The organism is Virgibacillus sp. L01 (assembly GCF_052246775.1).
In the GTDB taxonomy this organism is placed as follows: Bacteria; Bacillota; Bacilli; order Bacillales; family Amphibacillaceae; genus Lentibacillus.
Map to the genome: position 1 here is coordinate 323,801 of NZ_JBQQCP010000003.1, position 24,121 is coordinate 347,921.

At 36.0% G+C, this 24,121-nt stretch carries 26 protein-coding genes; 8 read left to right on the forward strand and 18 right to left on the reverse strand.

The window, feature by feature from the left end:
• Positions 1-45: 45 nt before the first annotated feature.
• The 5 genes from msrB to ACTWQM_RS08645 form a co-directional block, all read right to left on the reverse strand.
• Positions 46-1,005, reverse strand: a complete 960-nt coding sequence (gene msrB / locus ACTWQM_RS08625; protein WP_443257773.1) for a peptide-methionine (R)-S-oxide reductase MsrB — start codon at positions 1,003-1,005, stop codon at positions 46-48.
• An 85-nt stretch (positions 1,006-1,090) separates the two neighbouring features.
• Positions 1,091-1,528: a VrrA/YqfQ family protein gene (vrrA, locus tag ACTWQM_RS08630; protein ID WP_443257774.1), complete on the reverse strand. Its 438-nt coding sequence runs from the start codon at positions 1,526-1,528 to the stop codon at positions 1,091-1,093.
• 123 nt (positions 1,529-1,651) lie between these two features.
• Positions 1,652-1,792 (reverse strand): hypothetical protein, encoded by a 141-nt coding sequence (locus ACTWQM_RS08635; protein ID WP_443257775.1) that lies wholly within the window; start codon positions 1,790-1,792, stop codon positions 1,652-1,654.
• A gap of 137 nt (positions 1,793-1,929) precedes the next feature.
• A complete protein-coding gene (locus tag ACTWQM_RS08640; RefSeq protein ID WP_443257776.1) occupies positions 1,930-5,040 on the reverse strand; it encodes an AAA family ATPase in 3,111 nt (1,036 codons plus the stop codon).
• Position 5,041: 1 nt separating this feature from the next.
• Entirely contained in the window at positions 5,042-6,193 is a 1,152-nt protein-coding gene (locus tag ACTWQM_RS08645; protein WP_443257777.1) for an exonuclease SbcCD subunit D, read from the reverse strand.
• A 97-nt stretch (positions 6,194-6,290) separates the two neighbouring features.
• Here ACTWQM_RS08645 and ACTWQM_RS08650 point away from each other — a divergent pair, with 97 nt between their 5' ends.
• Entirely contained in the window at positions 6,291-6,620 is a 330-nt protein-coding gene (locus ACTWQM_RS08650) for a YolD-like family protein (RefSeq protein ID WP_443257778.1), read from the forward strand.
• 816 nt (positions 6,621-7,436) lie between these two features.
• Here ACTWQM_RS08650 and ACTWQM_RS08655 read toward each other — a convergent pair.
• From ACTWQM_RS08655 to ACTWQM_RS08685, 7 genes are all read right to left on the reverse strand, one after another.
• Positions 7,437-7,658 carry a YozE family protein gene (locus ACTWQM_RS08655; RefSeq protein ID WP_443257779.1) on the reverse strand — a complete coding sequence of 74 codons (222 nt, stop codon included), beginning with the start codon at positions 7,656-7,658 and terminating at the stop codon, positions 7,437-7,439.
• A gap of 3 nt (positions 7,659-7,661) precedes the next feature.
• Positions 7,662-8,423 carry a twin-arginine translocase subunit TatC gene (tatC, locus tag ACTWQM_RS08660; RefSeq protein WP_443257780.1) on the reverse strand — a complete coding sequence of 254 codons (762 nt, stop codon included), beginning with the start codon at positions 8,421-8,423 and terminating at the stop codon, positions 7,662-7,664.
• Positions 8,424-8,494: 71 nt separating this feature from the next.
• On the reverse strand, positions 8,495-8,683 hold the full coding sequence (gene tatA / locus ACTWQM_RS08665) for a twin-arginine translocase TatA/TatE family subunit (RefSeq protein ID WP_209482220.1): 189 nt from the start codon (positions 8,681-8,683) through the stop codon (positions 8,495-8,497).
• A gap of 19 nt (positions 8,684-8,702) precedes the next feature.
• A complete protein-coding gene (locus tag ACTWQM_RS08670; RefSeq protein ID WP_443257781.1) occupies positions 8,703-8,909 on the reverse strand; it encodes a twin-arginine translocase TatA/TatE family subunit in 207 nt (68 codons plus the stop codon).
• Between the two features lie 131 nt (positions 8,910-9,040).
• Positions 9,041-9,652, reverse strand: coding sequence for a molybdenum cofactor guanylyltransferase (mobA, locus tag ACTWQM_RS08675; protein ID WP_443257782.1), 612 nt, complete (start codon positions 9,650-9,652; stop codon positions 9,041-9,043).
• Positions 9,653-9,664: 12 nt separating this feature from the next.
• The gene (locus tag ACTWQM_RS08680) at positions 9,665-10,156 is read right to left on the reverse strand and encodes a dihydrofolate reductase (RefSeq protein ID WP_443257783.1); all 492 of its coding nucleotides are present in this window, start codon (positions 10,154-10,156) and stop codon (positions 9,665-9,667) included.
• Between the two features lie 23 nt (positions 10,157-10,179).
• On the reverse strand, positions 10,180-11,136 hold the full coding sequence (locus tag ACTWQM_RS08685) for a thymidylate synthase (protein ID WP_443257784.1): 957 nt from the start codon (positions 11,134-11,136) through the stop codon (positions 10,180-10,182).
• Between the two features lie 243 nt (positions 11,137-11,379).
• On the opposite strand from ACTWQM_RS08685, the gene ACTWQM_RS08690 reads away from it, so the two are divergent.
• Together ACTWQM_RS08690 and ACTWQM_RS08695 are read left to right on the forward strand one after the other, a co-directional pair.
• On the forward strand, positions 11,380-12,405 hold the full coding sequence (locus ACTWQM_RS08690; protein ID WP_443257785.1) for a C40 family peptidase: 1,026 nt from the start codon (positions 11,380-11,382) through the stop codon (positions 12,403-12,405).
• Positions 12,406-12,483: 78 nt separating this feature from the next.
• Positions 12,484-12,852: a DUF2512 family protein gene (locus ACTWQM_RS08695; protein WP_443257786.1), complete on the forward strand. Its 369-nt coding sequence runs from the start codon at positions 12,484-12,486 to the stop codon at positions 12,850-12,852.
• A gap of 63 nt (positions 12,853-12,915) precedes the next feature.
• On the opposite strand, the gene ACTWQM_RS08700 is transcribed toward ACTWQM_RS08695, so the two are convergent.
• Positions 12,916-13,506: an HD domain-containing protein gene (locus ACTWQM_RS08700; protein WP_443257787.1), complete on the reverse strand. Its 591-nt coding sequence runs from the start codon at positions 13,504-13,506 to the stop codon at positions 12,916-12,918.
• Entirely contained in the window at positions 13,506-15,176 is a 1,671-nt protein-coding gene (locus ACTWQM_RS08705) for a formate--tetrahydrofolate ligase (RefSeq protein WP_443257788.1), read from the reverse strand. The genes ACTWQM_RS08700 and ACTWQM_RS08705 overlap by 1 nt, the downstream gene beginning before the upstream one ends.
• Before the next feature lie 335 nt (positions 15,177-15,511).
• Here ACTWQM_RS08705 and ACTWQM_RS08710 point away from each other — a divergent pair, with 335 nt between their 5' ends.
• Both ACTWQM_RS08710 and ACTWQM_RS08715 read left to right on the forward strand, forming a co-directional pair.
• Positions 15,512-15,712 (forward strand): cold-shock protein, encoded by a 201-nt coding sequence (locus ACTWQM_RS08710; protein ID WP_375053123.1) that lies wholly within the window; start codon positions 15,512-15,514, stop codon positions 15,710-15,712.
• 325 nt (positions 15,713-16,037) lie between these two features.
• Positions 16,038-16,712 (forward strand): queuosine precursor transporter, encoded by a 675-nt coding sequence (locus tag ACTWQM_RS08715; protein WP_443257805.1) that lies wholly within the window; start codon positions 16,038-16,040, stop codon positions 16,710-16,712.
• A gap of 35 nt (positions 16,713-16,747) precedes the next feature.
• Here the strand turns inward: ACTWQM_RS08715 and ACTWQM_RS08720 are convergent, their stop codons facing one another.
• Together ACTWQM_RS08720 and ACTWQM_RS08725 are read right to left on the reverse strand one after the other, a co-directional pair.
• On the reverse strand, positions 16,748-17,269 hold the full coding sequence (locus ACTWQM_RS08720) for an isoprenylcysteine carboxyl methyltransferase family protein (protein WP_443257789.1): 522 nt from the start codon (positions 17,267-17,269) through the stop codon (positions 16,748-16,750).
• On the reverse strand, positions 17,254-18,345 hold the full coding sequence (locus ACTWQM_RS08725) for a type III polyketide synthase (RefSeq protein ID WP_443257790.1): 1,092 nt from the start codon (positions 18,343-18,345) through the stop codon (positions 17,254-17,256). Before ACTWQM_RS08725 ends, ACTWQM_RS08720 begins: the two co-directional genes overlap by 16 nt.
• A gap of 226 nt (positions 18,346-18,571) precedes the next feature.
• Here ACTWQM_RS08725 and ACTWQM_RS08730 point away from each other — a divergent pair, with 226 nt between their 5' ends.
• Genes ACTWQM_RS08730 through ACTWQM_RS08740 form a run of 3 tightly spaced genes read left to right on the forward strand, consistent with a single transcriptional unit; the run spans position 18,572 to position 20,906 of the window.
• Complete coding sequence (locus ACTWQM_RS08730; RefSeq protein ID WP_443257791.1) at positions 18,572-18,718, forward strand: cytochrome c oxidase subunit 2A; 147 nt, start codon at positions 18,572-18,574, stop codon at positions 18,716-18,718.
• Positions 18,719-18,744: 26 nt separating this feature from the next.
• Positions 18,745-19,248, forward strand: coding sequence for a cytochrome c oxidase subunit II (locus tag ACTWQM_RS08735; RefSeq protein ID WP_443257792.1), 504 nt, complete (start codon positions 18,745-18,747; stop codon positions 19,246-19,248).
• Complete coding sequence (locus ACTWQM_RS08740; RefSeq protein ID WP_443257806.1) at positions 19,248-20,906, forward strand: b(o/a)3-type cytochrome-c oxidase subunit 1; 1,659 nt, start codon at positions 19,248-19,250, stop codon at positions 20,904-20,906. Before ACTWQM_RS08735 ends, ACTWQM_RS08740 begins: the two co-directional genes overlap by 1 nt.
• A 115-nt stretch (positions 20,907-21,021) precedes the next feature.
• Here ACTWQM_RS08740 and ACTWQM_RS08745 read toward each other — a convergent pair whose 3' ends face one another.
• Together ACTWQM_RS08745 and ACTWQM_RS08750 are read right to left on the reverse strand one after the other, a co-directional pair.
• Positions 21,022-22,512: a carboxypeptidase M32 gene (locus ACTWQM_RS08745; protein ID WP_443257807.1), complete on the reverse strand. Its 1,491-nt coding sequence runs from the start codon at positions 22,510-22,512 to the stop codon at positions 21,022-21,024.
• Positions 22,513-22,535: 23 nt separating this feature from the next.
• Positions 22,536-23,663, reverse strand: coding sequence for a THUMP domain-containing class I SAM-dependent RNA methyltransferase (locus ACTWQM_RS08750; RefSeq protein WP_443257793.1), 1,128 nt, complete (start codon positions 23,661-23,663; stop codon positions 22,536-22,538).
• Between the last annotated feature and the right edge of the window lie 458 nt (positions 23,664-24,121).

Consider the following 24,121-nt stretch of genomic DNA (forward strand, 5'->3'; position numbering starts at 1 on the left):
ACCTCTCCTCATTGAGTTAGTATACATAATCAGATTATTGTTGACCTATTTAAACAGATACAGGTAATTGCTGTAGCCTTTTTCATCCATTTCTTCCTTTGGGATAAAACGCATAGCAGCTGAATTCATGCAATAACGCATACCACCTTTATCTTTTGGACCATCATCAAAGAGATGACCTAAGTGTGAATCCGCATTTTTGCTTCTAACTTCAGTGCGAATCATTCCATGAGATGTGTCTGTTTCTTCATTTAACTGATGCGGATCAACAGGTTTGGTAAAGCTTGGCCATCCGCAGGCCGCATCAAATTTATCATGTGAAGAAAATAATACTTCGCCTGATACAATATCTACATAAATACCTTCTTCTTCATTATCCCAGTATTCATTATCAAAAGGCCGCTCGGTAGCATTTTCCTGTGTAACACTATATTGAATAGGACTTAATTGCTCTTTTAGTTTATCTTTATCTGGTGTTTGCTGCCAGTTTCTCTTAATGAAATCTTCCCTGCCGGAACCTTTTTTATATAATTTATAATGAAATGATTGTTTCTTATAATAATCCTGGTGTTCTTTTTCTGCCTCATAAAAAGTTTTTGCAGGTATGATAGGGGTGATTACTGGTTTTGAAAACTTTCCGCTTTGATCTAATTCTTGTTTTGATTGTTCTGCAATTTGCTTTTGCTGCTTATTATGATAAAAAATAGCTGTCTGATAAGATTCCCCTCTATCATTAAACTGGCCACCTGCATCAGTTGGATCTATCTGTTGCCAGAAGATATTAACAAGTTCTTCGTATGACATTATTTCAGGATTAAATGTTATTTGGACTGCTTCCACATGTCCAGTCGTGTTTGAGCATACTTGTTCATATGTGGGGTTTTCGGTATCTCCACCTGTATAACCTGACGCGATATTGATGATACCCGGGCGCTCATCAAATGGTTCTACCATGCACCAAAAACATCCTCCTGCAAATGTTGCTAATTCACTATGATTAGTCATTATTTTACCTCCACTGTTTACAAAGTTATCTTAACCCTATTTTTTCGTTTTTAACAAAAAAAATCAAGTTGTCTGCCTTGAATAGTTAAATATATAACTTTGGAGTCGACTGGCCAACATTTCTTCTGGAGGTGTATTCGTTATTTCTTGCCTGTCTATGGTCATTATTATTAGATTCTATTTCTCTTGTTTTCTCTTCGCTTTCTATCTGACTCTCCGTTTCATCGTCCTCGTTTAGTGCTTTCATCAACTTGAACATCATTGGAAGGTTTTTAGCCATTGGAGCATATTGTTGTACGATAGGGGCTGTAGATTGAACTACCTTTAAAACTTGCTGTATATTGTTTAATTTCTGTGTGATGCCGCCAATTCGATCTGGGGACAACAAATTTTGAGCATATTGCGGCGGCAGGAAACGATGCATTAAATGTTGCATCTGTGATTGTTGTGGGCCTCCCTGGAACCCCGCGCGACTTTGCAAGATATGATTACTGGGTTGTTGCGGTTGTATAGGCCATACCATGTTATCCTCCCCTTCAAAACAATTTTCTAGATTATTGTACGTAATAATTCTTAAAGGGTGTAGGCAGTCATCATTATTTATCTAAAAAAGCCCCTACCAATTTTGGTAAGGGCTTGAATCTGGTTATTCTGCTACTTCTGCTGCAATAATAAATCCAATTGTTCCTGTTAGAATAATACCAAATACAATTGCCGTAAACATACTATCCCCTTCTTTCTTATCCTTATATTGTAAGTATAAATGATATGAAAGCGATAAAGGCATCCTACATTTGAAAATTTCATGAAATATCAATTCTTTCACCTAATTATTTCCTGGGCAACCGCACGTTACTACATAATTTTACATATATATTGCGGTTTTTGACGAATGAATGCGAATGCAGTCTGCATCCGTTCCAACTATCCAAAAGAAAATTCCAATTCGGAACCTTGGTTTGATGGAGATATTTGAAGCTTTGCATGAATTTCACTTTTTAAGTGGGGTACATGCGAGATAATCCCCAGCAATCTATTGCTATCCTGTAAATCCTTTAGACAGTCAATAGCCTGCTGTAATGAAACATCGTCTAACGTACCAAATCCTTCATCGATAAATAACGTATCCAGTTGTACACCACCTGCATGTGCCTGGACAACGTCAGCAAGTCCAAGTGCTAAACATAGTGCTGCCTTGAAACCTTCACCTCCAGACAATGTTCTAACAGAACGCTGTCTCCCTGTATGATGATCAAGTACTTCTAAGTCTAATCCGCTTTGTGCTCCGCGTTTAGCAACTTGTCCACTTCGAATAAGCTGGTAACGGTGCTCTGTCATTTTATCCAATCGTATGTTCGATTGAAGTAAAATCTCGTCTAGGAAGGATGCTAGCACATATCGCTCAAAAGAAAGTCTTAACTGGTTATTACCATTTGCTAACTCAGCTAGTTCTCCAATTTCGTAATATTCCCTGGATAGCTGTTTTTGAATGTTTATATTTTCAGTTATAGTTGTTTTTATCTGTTGATTGTATTTGATTGTTGTATCCAGTATGTTTAGGTTATCGTGAATCGATTGCAGCTCTGTTTGCTTTCTTTCCGCTATTTCTTCTAACATGTTCAGATCAGGTCGAATTGTTTCATTTGTCTGATCTGCTAATTCTTTTAATCGATAATTAATTTGTTCCGTTTTATTTTCATAGGTTTTAATGTCTTGCTCTATTTGGGCCTGGTAATCAGGTGACACTTTACTTTTTTCATAGTCTTCAATTGTTTTAAATCCGTTTTCTTCTACTGATTCTGCGAAAAGATTATACTGGATGTCATAATTATTTTTTGTATTTTTCTCGAATTCTTTTTGCTGTTCAAGAATTGTTTTCCCCTGTTGTAATAGCTCTTGTGTTTTCTGAAATTTATCCTTCGTTGCTTCCCATTTTGTTATCCAAGTCTGGTAAGTTTCTTTATAGCGTGTAATCTTCTTCTGAAAGCTTTCAAAATCGTCAATGTCTTGCGGTAAAAATTTTGCTATTTCATCTAAACGTGCTTCGCTTTTGGCTAATGATGCACTTGATTTCTGGAAATTTTCAGTTAATTGATCAAACGTTTGTTTAAATTTCTTGTTTTCTTGTTTTAACAGCGTTCTTTCTGCTTTTAACTGCTTCTGTTCTTCCATGTCTTTTTCTATTTTGTTTAGTTCAAGGGTTAATGCTTTAATTTTTTCTTTCCATATACTTAACTTTTTATCGATTTCATTCTGCTCTAGATCTTGTAATTCTACATCAAGTTCTTCGAAAAGTTTATTAACGGTTGCCCTTTGGCTCTGACCTTTAGATTTAGAATCCGTGTATGTTGTTTGGTATGCAGCGAACTCTTTTTCTTTTTGCTGAAGCTTTTCCTGAAGTTGATCAAGTTCATCCATAAACATTACTTCTTCATGCGCTTTTGCCTTGTGAGGGTGTTCAAGTGACCCGCACACTGGACATGGTGAATTTTCGTGCAATTGTTTGGCCATTAACGCAGCATAATGTTCCCTTTGCTTGGCTTCCATTTCGTTATAGCTTCTCCGTAATCTTTCAATTTCTTTCTGTATGTTAGTATACTTGGAATGGACTGATTTATATTCCGATCGCAGTTTCTGCAGGTACTTATTTTCTTTGTTTAGTTCGGCGATTTTATCCACCATTTGATGTGCTTTCTCCACTTCGGTGCTTTTCGAGTAATAAGCTTTTGTTATTTCTTGCTCATCATTTAGCTTGTTTTCAATTTGTTCTATTCTGTTATCCGTTGTGGTTAGTTTTTCCTTCAGCTTATCAAGTTCTTCCTTCAAATTATCAGTTGTTTTTCTTATATTTTTTGCATTAGTTTCCTCTTCCTGATAAATCTTTATTTGCTGCAGCTGTTCACTGGCTTTGTTGATTGTTTCTTTAAGTTGTTCACGATCACTTTCCTTCTCTGCTTCTTCATTATATTGAGCAGCAATCGTGTCATACTCTTTTTCCAGGTTCATTACCTTTTCCTGTTGCTTGGTTAATTGCTTCTGCTGTTCCTGCCATTCTTTTTTACGTACATAGCTTTGTTCCTCAAAAGGCTGGATTTTTTGTGCATCTATCGCTTGCTTTAATTTCTTTTTCTTTTGGTCAATTTCACCTGATCGCTGATTCAGGTCATCCTTTTCCTTTTTTAGAAAATCAATTTCACGGTACTTTTCTTCAAGTAATTTTCCTTTGTGCAGATTATTCTGAGCTTCTTTCAATTCTTTTGTTCTGGTAACCTTCAATTTTTCGCTTTCAGCCTGCTGTTCTTTAAGAGATGCTATTTCTTCCGCCAGTTTTTGCATCACCTGATCAATTGTATCCGTTTGATTAAGTTCAACTGCAGTCCATTCAATTTTTGTTAATTCCTGTTGAATTAATTGATCCAGGTTATTAACTTTATCTTTTATGTCTTTTGATTGTTCTTTTAGCTGCTCAGTGATCTGTTCATAAAAATAGGTGTGAAAAATCTTCTGTAATATAGCTTCACGTTCTTTACTATTTTCTGATATCAATTTTCGGAATTCACCTTGTGGGATTAGAATCATTTTACGGAATTGTTCGTAATCAAAGCCAAGCTTTTTTTCCAATGACTCACTTACCTCTTTAACCCGGGAACTAATCAGATGTTTTTCATCATTAACAATTTCGTATAAAACTGCTTTTGCAGGTTCATCTGTGTATCCTTCACCTCGTTCCTTTTTCTTGGACTGTTTCGGATTTCGGATCACTTCGTATTCTTTTTGATTTAGAATAAATCGAAATTTCACTTCTGTTGGTTCATCAATACCTGCAAAATGGCTCCTGAGTGTGTCCTGATCACGATCAGAACCACTGGCACGACCGTAAAGTGCAAAACAAATCGCATCAAATATCGTTGTTTTACCTGCACCGGTTGGGCCAGTTATTAAAAATACTGACTCTCCGCCAAGTTCATTAAAATTAATCACCTGTTTATTCCAATATGGTCCAAAAGCGGTAAGACTAAGTGATATCGCGCGCACACTATTCCCTTCTTTCTTTTTCCAGTATTGATGTCACAATTTTTTCTACTTGCTGTTTGCTCGTTTCAGATATTGCTTCGCCTTTAATCTCTTCATAAAATGAGGCAAATAACTCCGTATGTGATTGTGTTTGTTTTTTTCGAATTTGCTCTAAATCAAGTAAGCCTTTTTTTGATGTCCGCATTACACGTTCAAGACGCAATATATTAGGATATACTTTTCGCAGTTTATTCATTGGATCAATAATCTGCCCCTCGTCCAATAAACGTATATGCAAATAATCGTTACTTTTTTTGATTGGATTATTAATCAATTGATCAAAATATCCTTCTATTACATTCATGTCGTGCTTAGGGACAAGTGGGATAAGGGATAACTCGACTTCTCCATTATTATCAAGATCAACCATTGTTATTGACTTTTTGTGTTTAGCTTCAGAAAATGAATACTTTAAAATAGATCCACTATATCTGATTGTTTCATTCATTACACGTTGTGCCTGATGTAAATGTCCTAAAGCTACGTATGAAAAATTATGGAACAACGTTGTGTCGATATAAGGACTTCCACCAACCATTGACAATCGTTCTTCCGATTCTGACTCCATTCCCCCAGCTAAAAATGCGTGTCCAATAAAGACATGTCTTTCATTCATATCGTTTTCTTGCTCGATTCTATTTACAATTGCTTCCATTGCTGATTGGTGAGAATAGATGGCCTCATCATCAAAAAAAGCCCGAACTTCTGCTGGTTCTAAGTATGGAATTAAATGAAAATTTACTGGACCCGATTTATCCTGGATAACAATTGGTTCTAGTGCAGTTGTTAATTTTGATTCAATATACAGTTGTTGTGAACGGAATAACTGATTTCCGAATTCAAGACGATCCGGACTATCATGATTCCCTGCTATTGCAAGTATGGGTATTTTAAAATCACGGATAATTTTAGTAAGAATCCTATTTAATAATTCAACTGCTTCTTTCGGTGGTACTGCACGATCATACAGATCACCAGCAATTATTATGACATCGGGCTTTTCTGTATCGATAACCTCCACTAATTGCTGGAGCACATAATCCTGCTCCTCTGTCATGTGAACACTATTTACAATTTTTCCTAGATGCCAATCCGCTGTATGTAGTATTTTCATTTTCCTTCCCCCCTCGTATGTTAAGTTTATCATTAATCAGATACTTTTAGTTGAACAAGAACATATGTTTGCATATAATGAGTGTGAGGTGATTACAATGTCAAAAGATCGAGGTACCATTAAGTGGGCTTCATTGATGCTTCCGGAACACGTTAAACTGCTTCAGGATATGTGGCAGGATGATTACCGAATGACAAAACCTGTCCTAGATTCACAAGAAATAGAGATGCTTAACGCTCAAATACTGGAAGCCTTTGAATTAGGATCAACGGTTTCAGTATCCATTTATTCAGATGGCACGGTCTTTGACCATATTGGAGTAATTATTAAATTAGACAGCCAAACGAATCATATAATATTGCAATCAACTGATTCTACTCATGTAACGATACCATTTAATGATATATTATCCATTATGATTAGATAAGAGGCGGAGACAAAAGTATTTAGTCAACGTAAAATCCGAACTAGGCTTCAAAATTCTTAAAATAGAATTCGAGTTAGTTCGGATTTATTTTGCAGTTAAGAAACCACCATGGCTACAGCATGCATGCGCAGCCACCCTCTATCATGAAAATGAATTTGTAATCAAATTAGAGAGGTTTTCTCATATAAAAGTATGACTACTTTCTTACTGCATAAGTGCAACTAAGTATTCACCAAAAGGCTTGCACTCCAGAGTATAAGGGATTCTAAAAAAAGCAAAATACGCTTCCCTTTAACGAATGTCTAGATTTCTAATGTTACCGATTAGATATATACTGCGAACTAACACGGAAAAATGGTTGAGTGCTATGATACCGCTTCGGAAATACACTACGCTTTCCGTGGGCGGCTGATGAGCCTCCTTGCTCCTACGTCGCTGCGTAGAGTCTCATCTTAGGCCTCAGCTCCCACAGGAGTCTACGTGTATTTCCTTCGCTGTTGACTCGAGTAGGAATCGCTATAGAATAATTATGTGACAGCACTACACTAGTCCGGGTGAGCGGAGGGCGGTGAATCCTGCGGGAAAGCAACAGCTGAAGATCCCGCAGGAAGCGGTTTTGGCTTCCGAGGAAGCTGAAGCGTTGCCCGCGGAAAGCATCCGCCCGGAGCGATCCCGGATGGCGCGTGAGAGTTTATAGAAATTATTCTAGCAGTTAGTTCGCAGTATATATCAACTACGTATTAGATCCAAATCTTCTAAACATTCTATCCTGTTATTATTCGTCTTTAAATTGAAAGATTTTAGCCATATCCCAGCCTAATCAATGTTTTTTGTTGTATAAATATCCCATAATTGATCGAACACAGATAGAGCGTTGGCAAAGGGACTGTTCCATTCCAAATAATTGCTGATCTCATCATAATCTATTGAATGCTTTGGGAAATCATGATCGTAAAAAATCCAATCAGCAAGTCGACTCTCATCGTCAGCTATTTTCTTCCCCCGATGTGTCATCATATAATGATAGAATGATCGCATAGTTTACACCTCATTATTCTCCATAAACTCCTGATGCTTTTTAATTTTTTTTCGATAGACAATTCCAGATAGATAAATACTGATTTCATATAAAACGATTAAAGGTACCGCCACTACGATTTGCAAAACAAAATCTGGCGGGGTAATAATTGCTCCCACTATAACAAGGATAAGATACGCATATTTTCTTGTTTTACGCATAAATGCAGGCGTAAGAATCCCCAGACTTGTAAGGAACATTGATATAACCGGAATTTCAAATAAAAGTGCAAAAGGTATGACTATACGAAATAATAGTTTGAAATATCTATCGTACGTAAATATTTCATTAAACATACCATTATTTAAAGATAATAAAAAAGGTACAATTAAATTAACGAAAATAACATACCCAAAAGTTAAACCGACTATAAACAATAAGAAAATAGCTGGTATGTATAATAATGATGCTCTTTGTTCAGATTTAGTTAAACCTGGTCTGATAAACAGCCAAATTTGTAAACAAAGCAAGGGTAATGTACCAATGATAGCCACCAAACCTGCCAGTGTAATATAAACCGAAACAATATCGGTCATTCCTGTAATATTTAAGGTGAAATCAAGACTTTTTGTAAAAAAATTATACATGTCCTCAACATACATAAAACCGATAACAAATAAAATAATGAAAAAAACTGCTGTAACAATAAGCCTATTTCTTAATTCTGATAAATGTCCTACCAGATTCATTTCTTTTTCATTCTCAAATTGCTGTTCTTCAGACATTACTTCACTCCCCAGCACTCAAGCGCAAAAGAAGATGTAAGGTACTTTCCCCTACACCTTCAACAAGTTAATTATTTTTTTGATGATTTATCATTTTTACTGGAATCATCATCTGACACAATATCTTTTGTTGCATTTTTGAATTCCTTCAAAGAACTTCCAACAGCTTTACCGATTTCAGGTAATTTTGATGGCCCAAAAACGATTAAAGCAATCACAAGAATTAAAATTAACCCAGGAATGCCGATATTTCCAATCATTCATAATCACTCCGCAAGATTATTTACTTTCTTCACCTTTAACGATGCTTTTAGTTTCTTTTACCTCATCTGAAACATCACTTGTTAAATCACGTGTTGAATTCTTGAACTCACGCAGCGTATTACCTGCTGCTTTGCCGATTTCGGGTAATTTTTTCGGCCCGAAGATGATCAAAGAAATGATCAGAATCAGAATAAGTCCTGGAAATCCTATACTTGATAACATTGTAACACCTTCTTTGTATGATTGATTATATTATAATGCATTTGGACAATGACGTATATCCAAAAACGAAAAATACACATAATAGACATAGTTTATGTAAACGTATATAGTTTAACATGAATTTTGGCAGTTTAACAACTTTTAAAAACCTGGCATTCACTAAAGAGATTCTGTTTTGCCTCTTCATATTGATTTGGATAGTTCATATTAAAAAAATGCCTTGTCAAAATGTGTTCTGGAATATTGCCGAAATCTTGAACATATTTAACATTTATCCGGTCAAATAATTTCCTTACTTTTAGTTGGTTATTCGCTAATAACTGCTGTACTTCAGGTAGAATATTACTAGTATAAATTCCTGACAGAGGATGCATTTTTTCTTTATAAATTGGAATCACAGCATCAAAATCACCTAACGAGTGTAATAAGTAATCATAGACATCTTCATGTACAAATGGTGTATCGCAAGCTGAGCAGATATATACATCAGCATCAATATGATATATAGCTGATTCTAAACCAGCAAGTGGACCTGAATCCAGATACCTGTCTTTATACAAACCGAGATTAAGAAAATCAAATGATGACGGCATGTTTGTGATTATGGAAACTGTATCACTCATTAACTGAAGTTCATTTGTAATATGTTCAATGACTGGCTTACCATCCAATGTTAAGAGAGATTTATTAGTCCCCATTCGAGATGATTTACCACCTGAAAGGACAACACCAGAAATGTTCATAAATATCACTGCCTATCGTTTACGATCATATTGCAGAAAATAATAATCATAAGGGTTTTTTTCGTTCTTTTCCCCTTTTACCTTAGAAGTTAAATTCCATTCTTGCTGGGAAAATTCAGGGAAATATGTATCCCCTTTGAACGGCTCTTCAATCCAGGTAATATACATACGGTCTGCATATGGCAGTATTTGCTCAAAGATAACGCCTCCTCCAATAACGAAAAATTCCTGCTCTGGGTTTTCTTTGTTCCATTCCCTTATTATCTCTACATTATCGATGACATCAACTTCATCCGGAAAATCAATTTGTTGCCGTGTAATCACCACATTTTTGCGATTTGGTAACGGTCTGCCCATTGATTCATATGTTTTTCGTCCCATAATAATTGTGTTTCCGGTGGACTTTTCCTTAAAAAACTTCAAATCATTTGGCAAACGCCATGGTAAATCGTTCTCTGCGCCAATTGTTTGATTGCTATCCATAGCTACGAGTAATGATATCATATACTAGTTGCCCCCTTTAAATTCTAGACTGCGATAGGTGCTTTAATTGCAGGATGTGGATTATAATCGGTTAATTCAAAATCGGACAGTTCAAAGTCAAAAATAGAGCTCTTTTCTTTATTGATTTTAAGTTTTGGTAATGGTCTTAAATCGCGGCCAAGCTGCGTTTTTATTTGTTCCACATGGTTTGCATAAATATGAGCATCACCTAATGTGTGTACAAACTCTCCTACTTCAAGGTTACATTCATACGCAATTAAATGGGTTAATAAGGCATAACTGGCAATGTTGAATGGCACGCCTAAAAATATATCTGCACTACGCTGATAAAGCTGACATGAAAGTTTACCATCAGCTACGTAAAATTGAAACAGTGTATGACAAGGCGGTAAGGCCATATTCGGAACATCTTCAGGATTCCAAGCAGATACAATATGTCTTCTTGAATCCGGTTTGTTGCGAATGGATTCTATTACTTCCTTTAATTGGTCAATTGTGTCGTTTTGGGATGTTTTCCAATCACGCCATTGTTTCCCATACACGGAGCCTAAGTCACCAAAATTATTTGCAAAATCATCGTTATTCAATATCTTTTCTTTAAAATTCTTCATTTGTTCCTGATAAATAATATTAAATTGAGGATCCTCCTGAATACGGTTTCCAAAGTCAGTCATATCAGGTCCCTCGTAATCACTGCTCTCTATCCATTTTTTAAAAGCCCATTCATTCCAAATATTATTATTGTTTTCGAGTAAATAACGAATATTCGTATCCCCTTTAATAAACCACAACAATTCACTGGAAATTAAACGAAATGGAACCTTCTTTGTCGTCAGAAGCGGGAAACCCTCATTTAAATCAAAACGCATTTGATGACCGAAAATTGAATATGTACCGGTATTTGTCCGATCTTCCTTTTTAGTACCATTTTCCAGAACATATTTGCACATATCCAAGTATGCTTGTTCACCTTTCAGCATTTATAACCCTCCATATATCAATCATAATATAATTATGATTTCACATCATTATAATTTAATTTATTGTAACACAAACGTAAACTGGCTGGGGCATATTCAACATTAAATCGACATAAATCTGTTAGGAAGAGTCACATTAGGAAACGTGGGTTATTTGCCAATTTTTTATGGCGTATGCCTTAGTTCCACTTATGCAGTAAGAGTATTTATACTTACTAAACTGCCAAGAAAGGGGATATTTGTATGCTGAATGGTACTATGGAACATGTAGTTAAACAATCTGTTCTATACAGCTACGTGTTAAGTCAGCCGTTTGCTTTCTATGTTAGTGCATATCCTATCCATCAAAATAAGCAGTTACTAGAAGCGGACCAGTTACAATATGGAGAGCATGGGGAATCAGTGCGTGTTCTACAACATAAATTAAACAAATTATCCTACTATGATGATGAAATTAACGGTGACTTTACAGTTTTAACTGAACATGCATTGAAAAAGTTTCAGGCAGACAATAACATAACAATTAACGGTCAAGCAGATATAAAAACCTTAACTACTATTATTAATAAAGAAAAGCAAAAGTATATGGCACAAATTAACGAAATGTCTGAATCTATCTATCCAGGGATGCAAAGTAAAGATGTAAAGATTGCCCAACATGCTTTACAATACTTCGGTTATTATGAGGGAGAAATAGATGGAATATATGGTCCACTTACTAAAAAAGCATTAAAAATTGCAGAAGATAAACACGGGCTAGAACTGATTGATGAGTCAGAACAAGTAACAGAATCGTCACTAACAGCATTGTACGAAAAAGACGAGGAAAATGAACAGAACATCGAACAAAAGGCTAAACAGGAAGTAAAGGAGAAGACACAAGAGACAAAAAAGGCCGAAGTTACAAGTGCAAATTTTTCAGGGGCAATTGATGCAGCATATGCGCAAATCGGCACACCATATGTTTGGGGTGGTGAATCACCTGGAGGCTTTGATTGTAGTGGGTTTATTCAATATATTTTTCAAACGCAAAACATTGTCATGCCTCGAACTGTGAGTGATGCATGGAATTTCACCCAACATGTTGATAGTCCCTCTGTTGGAAATCTGGTCTTTTTTGAGACGTATAAACCAGGACCTTCGCACATGGGAATATATATTGGTGATGGAAAATTTATTCATGCTGGAGAATCACGTGGTGTAGAGATAAGTAAGTTAAGTACTTCGTATTGGGATCAAAGATATTTAGGTGCAAGGAGAGTTAAATAATACTTGTTTTGCCGAACTGAATAGTTTTTGCCTTTACTATTAATACTATCTGTATTAAACCGTAAAGGTGGGATATTTATGACTGGATTAGTTGTAAAGTTGCTTGTATGTCCAATTGGCTTGTTTTTAGCTGCATGGATTTTTCCGAATGTGGACTTTGGATACTGGTATCAGCCAATTATATTGGGGGTTGTGTTAGCCTTTGTCGGATACTTTATGGAGAGAATCATGCTACGCGAAGAAACTAACTGGTTAAGTACATTCATGGATTTTGTTGCATCAACAGTAATAGTCTACTTTGGAGCGATGTTATTTGCAGATACGGAAGTAACTTTTCTGGGGGCTATTTTGACCGGTGCTCTACTGGCTGTGACAGAAATATTTCAGCATAATTGGCTTTTGGATAGTGGCAGGGTAAAAAAAGAAACAGTTGTGAATGACAGTTAGTTTTCTAGTAATAGAAAGTCGAGTAGAACTTATCTGCTCGACTTTTATTTTTTCTTGGCCAAATTACCATTCATGAAAAAATTGATCCAAATAATTTTCCATAAAGCTATGTCGTTCTTTGGCAATTTCTCTTGCACTAGATGTGTTCATTAAATCCTTGAGTTTTAACAATTTGTCATAAAAATGTTGAACAGACGTATTGTCTTTAGAGTTATTGTCCCATATCAGCTGTTCCTTTGAACCACCATATGCAAAAGTTCGTGCAATGCCAATGGCTCCTATTGCATCCAATCGGTCTGCATCCTGAACAATTTTACCTTCCTGTGTCATAGGAATTCTCCCTTTACTGAACGATACATCTCTAGCCGCCGCCTTAATCTGGTTTAATTGATCTGGAGTACAATTTATTGTCAGTAAAAATTCATTTAATTTATTTATTTCATTTGCACTATCTGAAAATAACTTTCGGTCACCGACATCATGTATCCATGCTGCAGCTTCCGCTATAAATCGATTTGCCCCTTCTTGCTCTGCAATGGTTCTTGCCATTCTAGCTACTCGTTCCATATGATAGTAATCATGGCCAGTAGAGTCATTAGAAAACATGTTGTATATATAGTGCCGAATAGCATCTAATTTCTCAGTATAATGCATTAAAATAATCCCACGATTTTACCATCTTCAGCGACATCCATTTTCAGCGCAGCTGGTTCTTTTGGCAAACCAGGCATTGTCATCATATCACCTGTTAATACAACAATAAAACCTGCTCCAATCGATGGCCTCAGCTCTCTTATCATAACAGTAAATCCTTTAGGTCTCCCTACCAAGGAAGGATCATCAGATAAAGAATATTGTGTTTTAGCTATACATACCGGAAGATTTCCCCACCCCTGTTTTTCATAAAACGCCAGCTGCTTTCTGGCTTTCTGAGACAATTCAATATCATCAGCGCCGTAAACAGTTGTTGCAATCTTTCTAATCTTTGTTTCTAACGGTTCATCTAATTCATAAATACGTTTGAAATTCCTTTCAGGAGAATCAGCCTTTTCAATAACTTTTTCAGCAAGTTCAATGCCACCTGTTCCGCCATTCGCCCAGACATCACTTAGTGCAACGTCAATGTTTCTGAATTCACACCAGGTTTGAATAAAGTCAACCTCGTTTTGTGTGTCTGTTGGAAATTTATTAATAGCAACGACGAAGGGTAGCCCAAATTCTTCAATGGTTTCTATATGTTTTTTTAAATTTTCCATTCCTGCCTTTAGTGCCTCCATGTTTTCGACAGTCAGATTGTCTTTTGCAACACCTCCATGCATTTTTAGCGCACGAACTGTTGCCACAATCACGACCGCATCGGTATCAAAATTGCCAGCACGTGATTTAATATCAAGGAACTTTTCGGCACCAAGGTCTGCTCCAAATCCTGCTTCTGTTACAACATAATCCCCTAGTTTAGCCGCAGTTTTGGTTGCCATTATGCTATTGCATCCATGTGCAATATTAGCAAAAGGACCTCCATGAATAATTGCTGGTGTATTTTCAATTGTTTGGACCATATTTGGCTTTATGGCATCTTTTAGTAACAGTGTAATAGCGCCTTCTATTTTTAAGTCTTTAACTGTTACAGGCTCTTCATCATATGTATAGCCAACAACTATTTTCGAGACTCTTTCTTTCAGGTCTTCAATACCTGTTGCTAAACACAATATAGCCATTATTTCTGAGGCAACCGTAATGTTAAATCCATCTTCTCTTGGAACGCCGCGCAAAGGTCCTCCTAATCCGACAACGATCTGACGCAGTACTCGATCATTCATGTCCATAACACGTTTCCATTCGATTCGACGAGGGTCTATGTTTAAGTCATTCCCTCGATGTATGTGGTTATCAATCATGGCTGACAATGCATTATTTGCACTTGTTATTGCATGTAAATCACCAGTGAAATGTAAATTAATATCTTCCATTGGCAACACCTGCGAATATCCCCCGCCTGCTGCTCCACCCTTCATTCCCATAACTGGTCCCAGTGAAGGTTCTCGCAATGCAATAATCCCTTTTTTATTTAATTTTGTAAGTGCTTGTCCTAACCCAACTGTAACAGTGGATTTCCCTTCCCCAGCAGGTGTTGGATTAATTGATGTTACCAGTATGATCTTACCTTCTGGTTTGTCTCTTAGTTTGTCTAATAAAGAATCAGACAGCTTTGCTTTTGTATGACCGTATGGTTCCCAGTCTTCAGCAGACAAATCCAGTCCTGTAGCAATTTCTTCAATTGGCTTTAGTTCAGCTTGCTGAGCTATCTCTATATCTGTCTTCATTTATATTCCTCCTCACATTATATATAGTGTAACGCATTTATCATTTTTTTCACATTACTTTTGAAGATATTTAAAACGTTTACATTAGTATTATTTGGTTAATTTGTTATAAAAAAATGACTCTTATTACACCTATCTCCTTGACGGACGGACTGAAATGGGCTATATTAGATATAAGCAAAGAAGATGTATGGAATCATTAACGACAGGCAGCTTCTATAGAAGTGGATGTACTAGTGATCCTACCTTCTATAAAAGGGTGTCTTTTTTAATATTCATTTATCTGCTTTGTATTAACACGTTTTACGTGAAAGCTTTTAGGAGGATTTATTTACATGGAAAACGGAGTAGTAAAATGGTTCAACGCAGAAAAAGGTTATGGTTTTATTCAATTGGAAGAAGGAAATGATGTATTCGTACATTATTCTGCTATCCAAGAAGAAGGCTTCAAAACATTAGAAGAAGGTCAAGAAGTTTCTTTTGAAATTGTAGAAGGCGAACGTGGCCCACAAGCTGCAAATGTAACTAAAAAATAACTCAACAATATATAGAGCGGTAATCTGATAAAGATTACCGCTCTTTTTGGTATTTAAAAAAGTCTAAATCCTTTATTACTGCATAAGTGCAGCTAAGCCTTTCACTATTAAGGCTTGGCGATAAGCAAAGTTTTCAGTACCATTATGCAAGGTTTATGCATTCATTTTACGTTACGAAAGTTGAAAAAGTAATATTTAAATATGTCGATACACTTTATTTTTTTCACCCTTGCTTCTCAAACTCTAAATACGTATAATAAATTTTGTCGTCTAATCGCGGTTCGCAAACTCCCGCGTTATCAAAACTAAGGAGGAATTCAATATGATGCCAAATGAAATAATTTGGATATTGTTTGCACTTGTTAACTTCTCATTATTATTGTTATTTTACCGGTTATTTGGGAAAATGGGCCTTTTTGCCTGGATAGGCATGGCAACTGTTATTGCAAATATCCAGGTTCTGGAAACAGTTGAGCTATTTGGGTTAACTGCAACATTGGGAAATATTATTTATGGAACAGCATACCTTGCAACAGATATTTTAAATGAAAAGTATGGCAAGAAAGATGCAAAGAAAGCTGTGTGGCTGGGATTCTCAACTCTAATTGCGATGACAATTATGATGCAGATTGTTCTTGTATTTGAACCTGGGTCAGACGATATTGCCCATGGATCACTTGCAACAATTTTTGGAATGATTCCACGTATTGCTGCTGGAAGTCTGGCTGCTTACGCTATTAGTCAATATTTCGATGTTTTTATTTATGACAAATTACGTAAATTGTTTCCTTCAGAAAAAAGTTTATGGATCCGTAATAATGGCAGTACAGTTATCAGTCAGCTCCTCGATACTGCTGTTTTCTGTACTATTGCATTTTATGGTGAATATCCAACCTCTGTTTGGTTGGAAATTTTCTTTACCACATATATAATTAAATTTGCAGTAGCACTAATCGATACACCATTTATGTATATTGCTAAAAACATGCATAAAAAATAAGCTTAAGAGGATAGCAGATATGCTATCCTCTTTTATTATAAGGTCGCTTTCGTTAATGCTTTTTCTTCACGTGGAATTCTTATGGTTAATAGAAGAACATGCAAGAGTGGAAATACAAATGCAGTCAAATATGCTCCGACAAGAAAGGGAATTACAAATAATTCTATAGCAACAATAATATAGTTTGGATGTTTCACGTATTTATATGGCCCTTTTTTAATCACCGATACCCCTGGCAGGACAATAACTTTTGTATTCCAGAACTTCCCTAAAGTATGAATACACCACAACCTTCCTAGTTGTGTTAATAAAAATATTGTAATTAAAGGATAATTAATTCCGATACTGCTTTCATTCAAAACTGCTTCAAAAACCATCGACAGAAAAAAGATGCTATGAAGCCATATAAACCATTTATAGTGCTTCACACCTTTTTCAATACCCCCTCTATCCTTCATCCACCTTTCATTACGCTTGGCAATGTTAAGCTCTACCAATCTTTGTACGATAACTGCAATGATAAATAGCAACATCCATGTTGTCATCTTTCGTTCCACTCCAATATTAGTAATTCTGAGCTAAATCCTGGTCCTAAGGCTGATAATATACTTTTTTCTTGTTTTGGAACCTCTTCTTTTAACCATTCATTGAGTACATAAAAAACGGTTGCTGAAGACATATTTCCATGGTTTTCAAGAACACGATAAGAATGTTTAAACTTTTCTTGTGGAACATTTAGCACATCTTCCATAGATTCTAATACCTTTTTACCTCCAGGATGTGCAATAATTGAATGTATTTCGTTTTTGTCTATCATATTATCTTGCAAAAATGATAAAATATGCTTCCTCCAAAATGTCTGCACAAGTGCTGGAATACTTTTTGAGAAAACGACTTCTAATCCATCATTGGTAATATTCCATCCCATAACAGAATTGCTGTTCTTCATAGTAGCTGAGCTCGTACGTTTAATTTTTGGCTTTACTTTCTTAACATATGATAAATAGGCTGAGCAATCACCAACTAATAACGCAGCACTCACTCCATCTCCAAACAGAGCTGTACCAATTAAGTTGCTTTTTTGATTATCGTCTTTTTGAAATGTTAGACTGCATAGCTCGCATGATACAATAAGCGCAGTTTTTTCAGGATGAGCTGTAAGCCAGTCATCGGCCCGGGAAACTCCTATTGCCCCACCGGCACACCCCAGTCCCCATAATGGCATCCGAGAAACATCTTCCCGGATTGGCCGTTCATTCATTAAATATGTATCTAACGACGGAGTGGCAATTCCAGTACTGGATACAAAAATAATTAAATCAATAGCTTCATATGGGATATCTTGTTCCAGAAATTCTTTATTAGTTAGACACGCATCCATTGCCTGTAATGAATAAGTTATAGCACTTGTATGATATAAATTATTTTTTTCCTGAAATGAATGTTCTTCTTTAAACCAATGCTCTCCCACTACAAACTGTCTTTTATTAATCATTGCATGGTCAAAAACAGGTAATAATCTGGATAATTGTTTTTCAGAGTATGTAAAAATGTCCCTGACCAGATTTTTAACTGAAGGCTGAGATAATTCATTTGCAGGAATACCTAATCCAACTGAACATATAAACGACATGGACTCACCTTTTTAGGTTAGTTTGTTTCATTTACACAAAAATATAACAGTTTCTTCACAAATTATTCATAACCTCAATAGATATATTGCTTCTAATCCCTTTAAAATATTGGATTTCAGCTGTTATTGAACAATTTATGAATTATCGTGTAATTAAATTATTTTCATTATTTATAGGTGTATCATAAAGATGGAAACATAATCTTTTTAAAAAGGAGTGAGTAATTTGACGAGTCTACATCATCAAAAGGACGATAAAGCTAATAAAAAAGAAAGTCCAAACCTAAAAGGAACATTCATTTTGGTTATGATGCTTGGACTATTTATTTTGGCTAGTTGGTTTGGTGTATATGCTCTTTTTGTTATCAGATAAAAAAGATTGATAGGGAGATGTTTTTCATGCATTTACACAAATACGAAAAGATTTGGCTAATGTTTGGGGTTGGATCACTTGTGGTATTCCTTCTTGTTATAGGTATCGGTGCATTTTATAAAGGAACACATCCACAAAGCCAGATGACAACAATTGATCCGCAAAATATTGAAGCAAACGACGCATTTAAACAGGAAAATCTTGGTTTAACTAAAGTAGATGATAAGAAATATATTCTTAATGTTGTTGCTTCAGCATTTAATTATGATTTAAGTGTTGATGAGGATGGAACTCAGGTTAAATCTATCAGAGTACCTAAGGGATCAACTGTTTTGTTCCATGTAACGTCAAAAGATGTTGTTCATGGGTTTGAACTTGCTGGAACAAATGTAAATATGATGGTTGAACCCGGTTATGTCAGCAGTTATGAAACAGTAATGGAAAAACCTGGTGAATATACTTTAGTTTGTAATGAATATTGCGGGACAGGACATCATTTGATGTACGCTACCGTGGAGGTGTATGAATGATGATTAGTGAAAAATTAGGTTTATCTAATCAGGAAACGAAATTATCTATGGCCTATATTTATGTAGCTTTTATTGCTCTTCTTGTAGGGGGGCTGATGGGGCTACTCCAAACTTTGGTTCGTTCCGGCACCTTTACACTTCCGTGGGGAATAGACTATTACCAAGTCTTAACCGTTCACGGCGTTATATTAGGGCTTGTCTTAACAACGTTTTTTATTATTGGATTCCAGTATGCTTTAATTAATAAAACAATTGGACTAACCGTTAAACAGCGGAAGATATCCTGGGTTGGCTTTTGGATCATGCTAGTCGGTACTGTTATGGCTTCAATTACAATTTTATTAGGCAAAGCAAGTGTACTTTATACTTTTTACGCTCCATTAAAGGCACATCCAGCCTTTTATATTGGGTTGGCATTAGTAATCATCGGAAGTTGGTTTGCTTGCTTTGCTAATTTCAGGCAAATGTTCTTATGGAGAAAAAATCATAAACATGAAAAGTCACCTCTATTAGCATTTATGGTTGTTATAAATATGTTGCTATGGTTTATTGCAACATTAGGTGTAGCATCTACAGTATTGATTCAGTTTATTCCTTGGTCACTTGGTTATGCTGACACGATAAATATCTTAGTAAGCAGAACATTATTTTGGTATTTTGGACATCCGTTAGTTTATTTCTGGTTACTTCCGGCATATATGGCTTGGTACGCTATAATCCCTAAAATTATTGGTGGGAAAATATTTAGTGATTCATTAGCTCGTCTAGCCTTTGTTCTATTTTTAATGTTTTCCATTCCGGTAGGCTTTCACCATCAGTTAACCGAACCCGGGATTGATCCGATGTGGAAGTTTATTCAAGTTGTATTAACATTTATGGTTATAATCCCTTCTTTGTTAACCGCATTTTCCATGTTTGCAATGTTTGAAATTACCGGACGTAAAAAAGGATTTCAAGGTATATTTGGCTGGGTAAAACATTTGCCATGGAAAGACGTAAGATTCTTTGCACCAATGGTAGGTATGCTTGCATTTATTCCCGCTGGGACAGGCGGTATCATTAACGCTTCGCACCAGCTAAATGCAGTTGTACACAATACAATTTGGGTAACAGGCCACTTTCACTTGACTGTTGCAACGACTGTAATTTTAACCTTTTTTGGTATCTCTTATTGGCTGATTCCAGCTTTAACTGGAAGAAAACTTACTGCTGATATCAATAAATTAGGTTTAATTCAAACAATTATATGGACAATTGGTATGACCATTATGTCTGGTTCAATGCATATTGCTGGTTTATTCGGGGCACCACGTCGATCAGCTTATTCAACATATGGCGGTACCGAACAGGCGTCAGAGTTGATTGGTTATCAGTACTCACAGGCTATCGGTGGATCGATTCTATTTATAGGAATCATATTGATGGTGTATATATTTATTAAATTAGCATTCTTTGCACCAAAAGGAATAGAAGAGTTTCCTATTGCAGAAGAAGAACCAGATGCAGAGCCTACACCAAACTTCCTTGAAAACTGGAAACTTTGGATAGGATTAACAATAGCGTTGATTCTATTTGCATATACCATTCCGTTTATAGAAATTATACAGCATTCACCCCCAGGATCACCACCGTTTGGTTGGCCGATTGGAAATAACTGATTAGAAGAAAAAATGGCTTATCGCGAAGCAATAGTTACAATTACGGAATAAGAATGGAATGCTTTCTTAACGGCTAAAACAAAAAACAGGGTTCTCCCCCCTGTTTTTTTGCATACTAAAGTTTATAAATTTTGCTGTACTTCTTCGTTAAATAATCCACGAGGTAATCCGGATTTAATTTTTCTTTTGTTACATCCTCAATTATTTCAAGAGGTTTTTTCATTTTTCCATACTGATGAACGTTTTCTGTCAGCCAGTTGCGTATTTGATCGAACTGGTTATTTCGAATTAAGTCATCTACATTTAATTTAGTCTTCATTGTGTTATGAAACTGCGCTGCATACATATAACCTAATGCATAAGAAGGGAAATAACCGAAATCTCCTCCTGACCAATGAATATCCTGTAAGACGCCCTCTCTGTCAGTTGGTGGTTTTATTCCAAGGTAATCCTCCATTTTTTCGTTCCAGAGATGTGGTAGATCACTAACCCTAATTTCGTCGTTAATTAGTGCTTTTTCTAATTCATACCGTATCATAATATGAAGCGAATAAGTTAACTCATCTGCCTCAATTCGAATGAATGATGGTTTCACTTCGTTGACCGCACGGTAAAATTCACCCAGTGGAAGCTGCTGGAAATGGCTTGGTGCATATGACTGAAATAACTCGTAATTACTCTCCCAAAAAGCCTTATTTCTTCCGACAAAGTTTTCCCAAAACAGTGACTGTGATTCATGAATACCCATAGATGTTCCGGTGGCTAACGGTGTTTTGGCTAATTTCTTGCTAATATTTTGCTCGTACAATGCATGTCCGCCTTCGTGAATTGTACCAAAAACAGCTGACCGAAAGTCTCCTTCATCATAACGAGTCGTAATACGTACATCATTAACATTAAGTGCGATAGCAAATGGATGTACGGTTTCATCAAGGCGTCCTGAAGAAAAATCATACCCCATTTGCTCCAATACCCTAATTGTAAAATCTTCCTGATCTTTTTTAGGAAAATGACCCATTAAAACTGATGGATCTGGCTTTCTGCTGCTTTTGTTAATTTTGTTCAATAATGAAGATAGGGACTTTCTAACTTCAGGGAATACTTTATCAAGCGTTGCAGTTGTGACGCCTGGTTCATAATTATGTAATAAAGCATCATAGATATTATCTTCATAACCCCAATACGCTGCAAACCTCTGATTATATGCGACTAACTTCTCCAAATAAGGCTGGAATAAGGAGAAATTATCTGTTTGACGTGCTTCCTGCCAAACGGACTCTGATTTAGACTGAAGCATCACATATTCCTTGAATTCATCATTGGGTATTTTACGATTTCGTTCATATATCTCTTCGCATTCTTTCACAGTCTTCCTGATAATTTCATCTTCAGTACTGTCTTTTATAAGATCAATAAAATATTTCATTTTTTCTGATGTTTCAAGTTGATGTACTTTCTCAGATAAAAAACCAACTACTTCCGAACGTTGCTCTACTCCCTTCTTAGGAATTTTGGTACGCATATCCCATTGTGTTAGGGTGATTGCTTCACGATAAACATCTAGTTCATTTAATAATTCTTTGAAGTCCTTTTCAGCTTGCTTAATATTATCCAAATTGAATTCCTCCTCTATCTCTTGCCAAAGTATTGATAATAGTTTGTTTGGATGAATCCGTTGAATAGTTTCCGCTTTTTAGTAGCCTTTTGTCCATATTCTTTTTCGAATGCTTCATACGCAGTTAAAATATATACACTCCAAGTTGGATACTCTTTCATTACATTGCCCAAATCCTGATATATCTTTGCAGCGCCTTCCTGATCTCCGATACGTTGACCATATGGCGGATTACCTACGATATACCCATTCTCTTTTCGTAAAAATAAATCCTTAACTTGCATTTGTTTCCATGAAATTAAATCACCTAATCCAGCTTCTTTAGCATTGTCATTCGCAACTTTGATCATTTTATGGTCAATATCCGATCCTGTGATATCCAATTTTTGATCATAGTTTGCATTATCTTCAGCCTCTTGAAAAGCTTCCTCCCAATACTGGTCTTTGACGAATGGCCAGTTTTCAGAAGCGAATTCACGATTAAACCCAGGAGCAATATTTTGGCCGATTAATGCTGCTTCAATCGGGATTGTACCAGATCCGCAAAAGGGATCTATTAAAGGCTGCTCAGGTTTCCAATTCGTCAGTTTTAAGAGTGCTGCACCCATTGTTTCCTTAATTGGAGCTTCACCTTGTCCAACACGATATCCTCTTTTATGTAAGCCGGCCCCTGATGTATCTAATGTTAGTATTGCTTCATCCTTAAAAATCGCTACTTCTACTTTGTATAATGAACCAGTTTCCGGCATTGTTGAAGCTATACCATATTTTAATTTTAATCGTTCAGCTATTGCTTTTTTAACGATAGCCTGGCAGTCTGGAACACTATATAATGTTGATTTTACAGATTTACCTGAAACAGGAAACTTACCATCTTCCATAATAAATTGTTCCCATGGAAGCGCCTTTGTTGACTCAAATAATTCATCGAATGTAGATGCCTTAAAAACACCTACCTTCAGTTTCACACGATCCCCTGTTCGTAACCATAAGTTACACCTAGGAATTGCAGACACTGGTGCTTGAAATACAACTTTACCGTTTTCAACTTCTACTTCATAGCCGAGCTGTTTTACTTCTTTTGCTACTAAAGACTCAAGTCCCATAGCAGCTGTTGCAATTAATGTTACCTCTTGTGCCATAAATTTAGTCCTTTCATTTCCAAGAATTAGTTATAGTTTACCATATCATTTTAAAATTACTAATAGAAAACTAAGTCTAAGATTACTCAACTTTCGGATTTATAGCGAAAGCTCTAACAGCTATTTTGAAATCTCAGAACGTTTTTACTTGTTGCCTTGACAACATTGATAAAAGTTTTTCGTACCTATAAGATATAAAATGCGACATTGTGCTGAAAGATACTTGAGTGCTATGACACCGCTTCGGAAATACATTTAGCTTTCCGCGGGCAACGCTTCAGCTTCCTCGGAAGCAAAAAACGCTTCCTGCGGGATCTTCAGCTGTTGCTTTGATTAAGTCTATATAATTGTGTAAAAAGAAAGGACACCATAAGTCCTCATGTTACAATGTTTTCAACCACGAAAATAATGTAGAGGAGGAATTTATGATGTCCCAAATCAATTTTACACTAGATTTT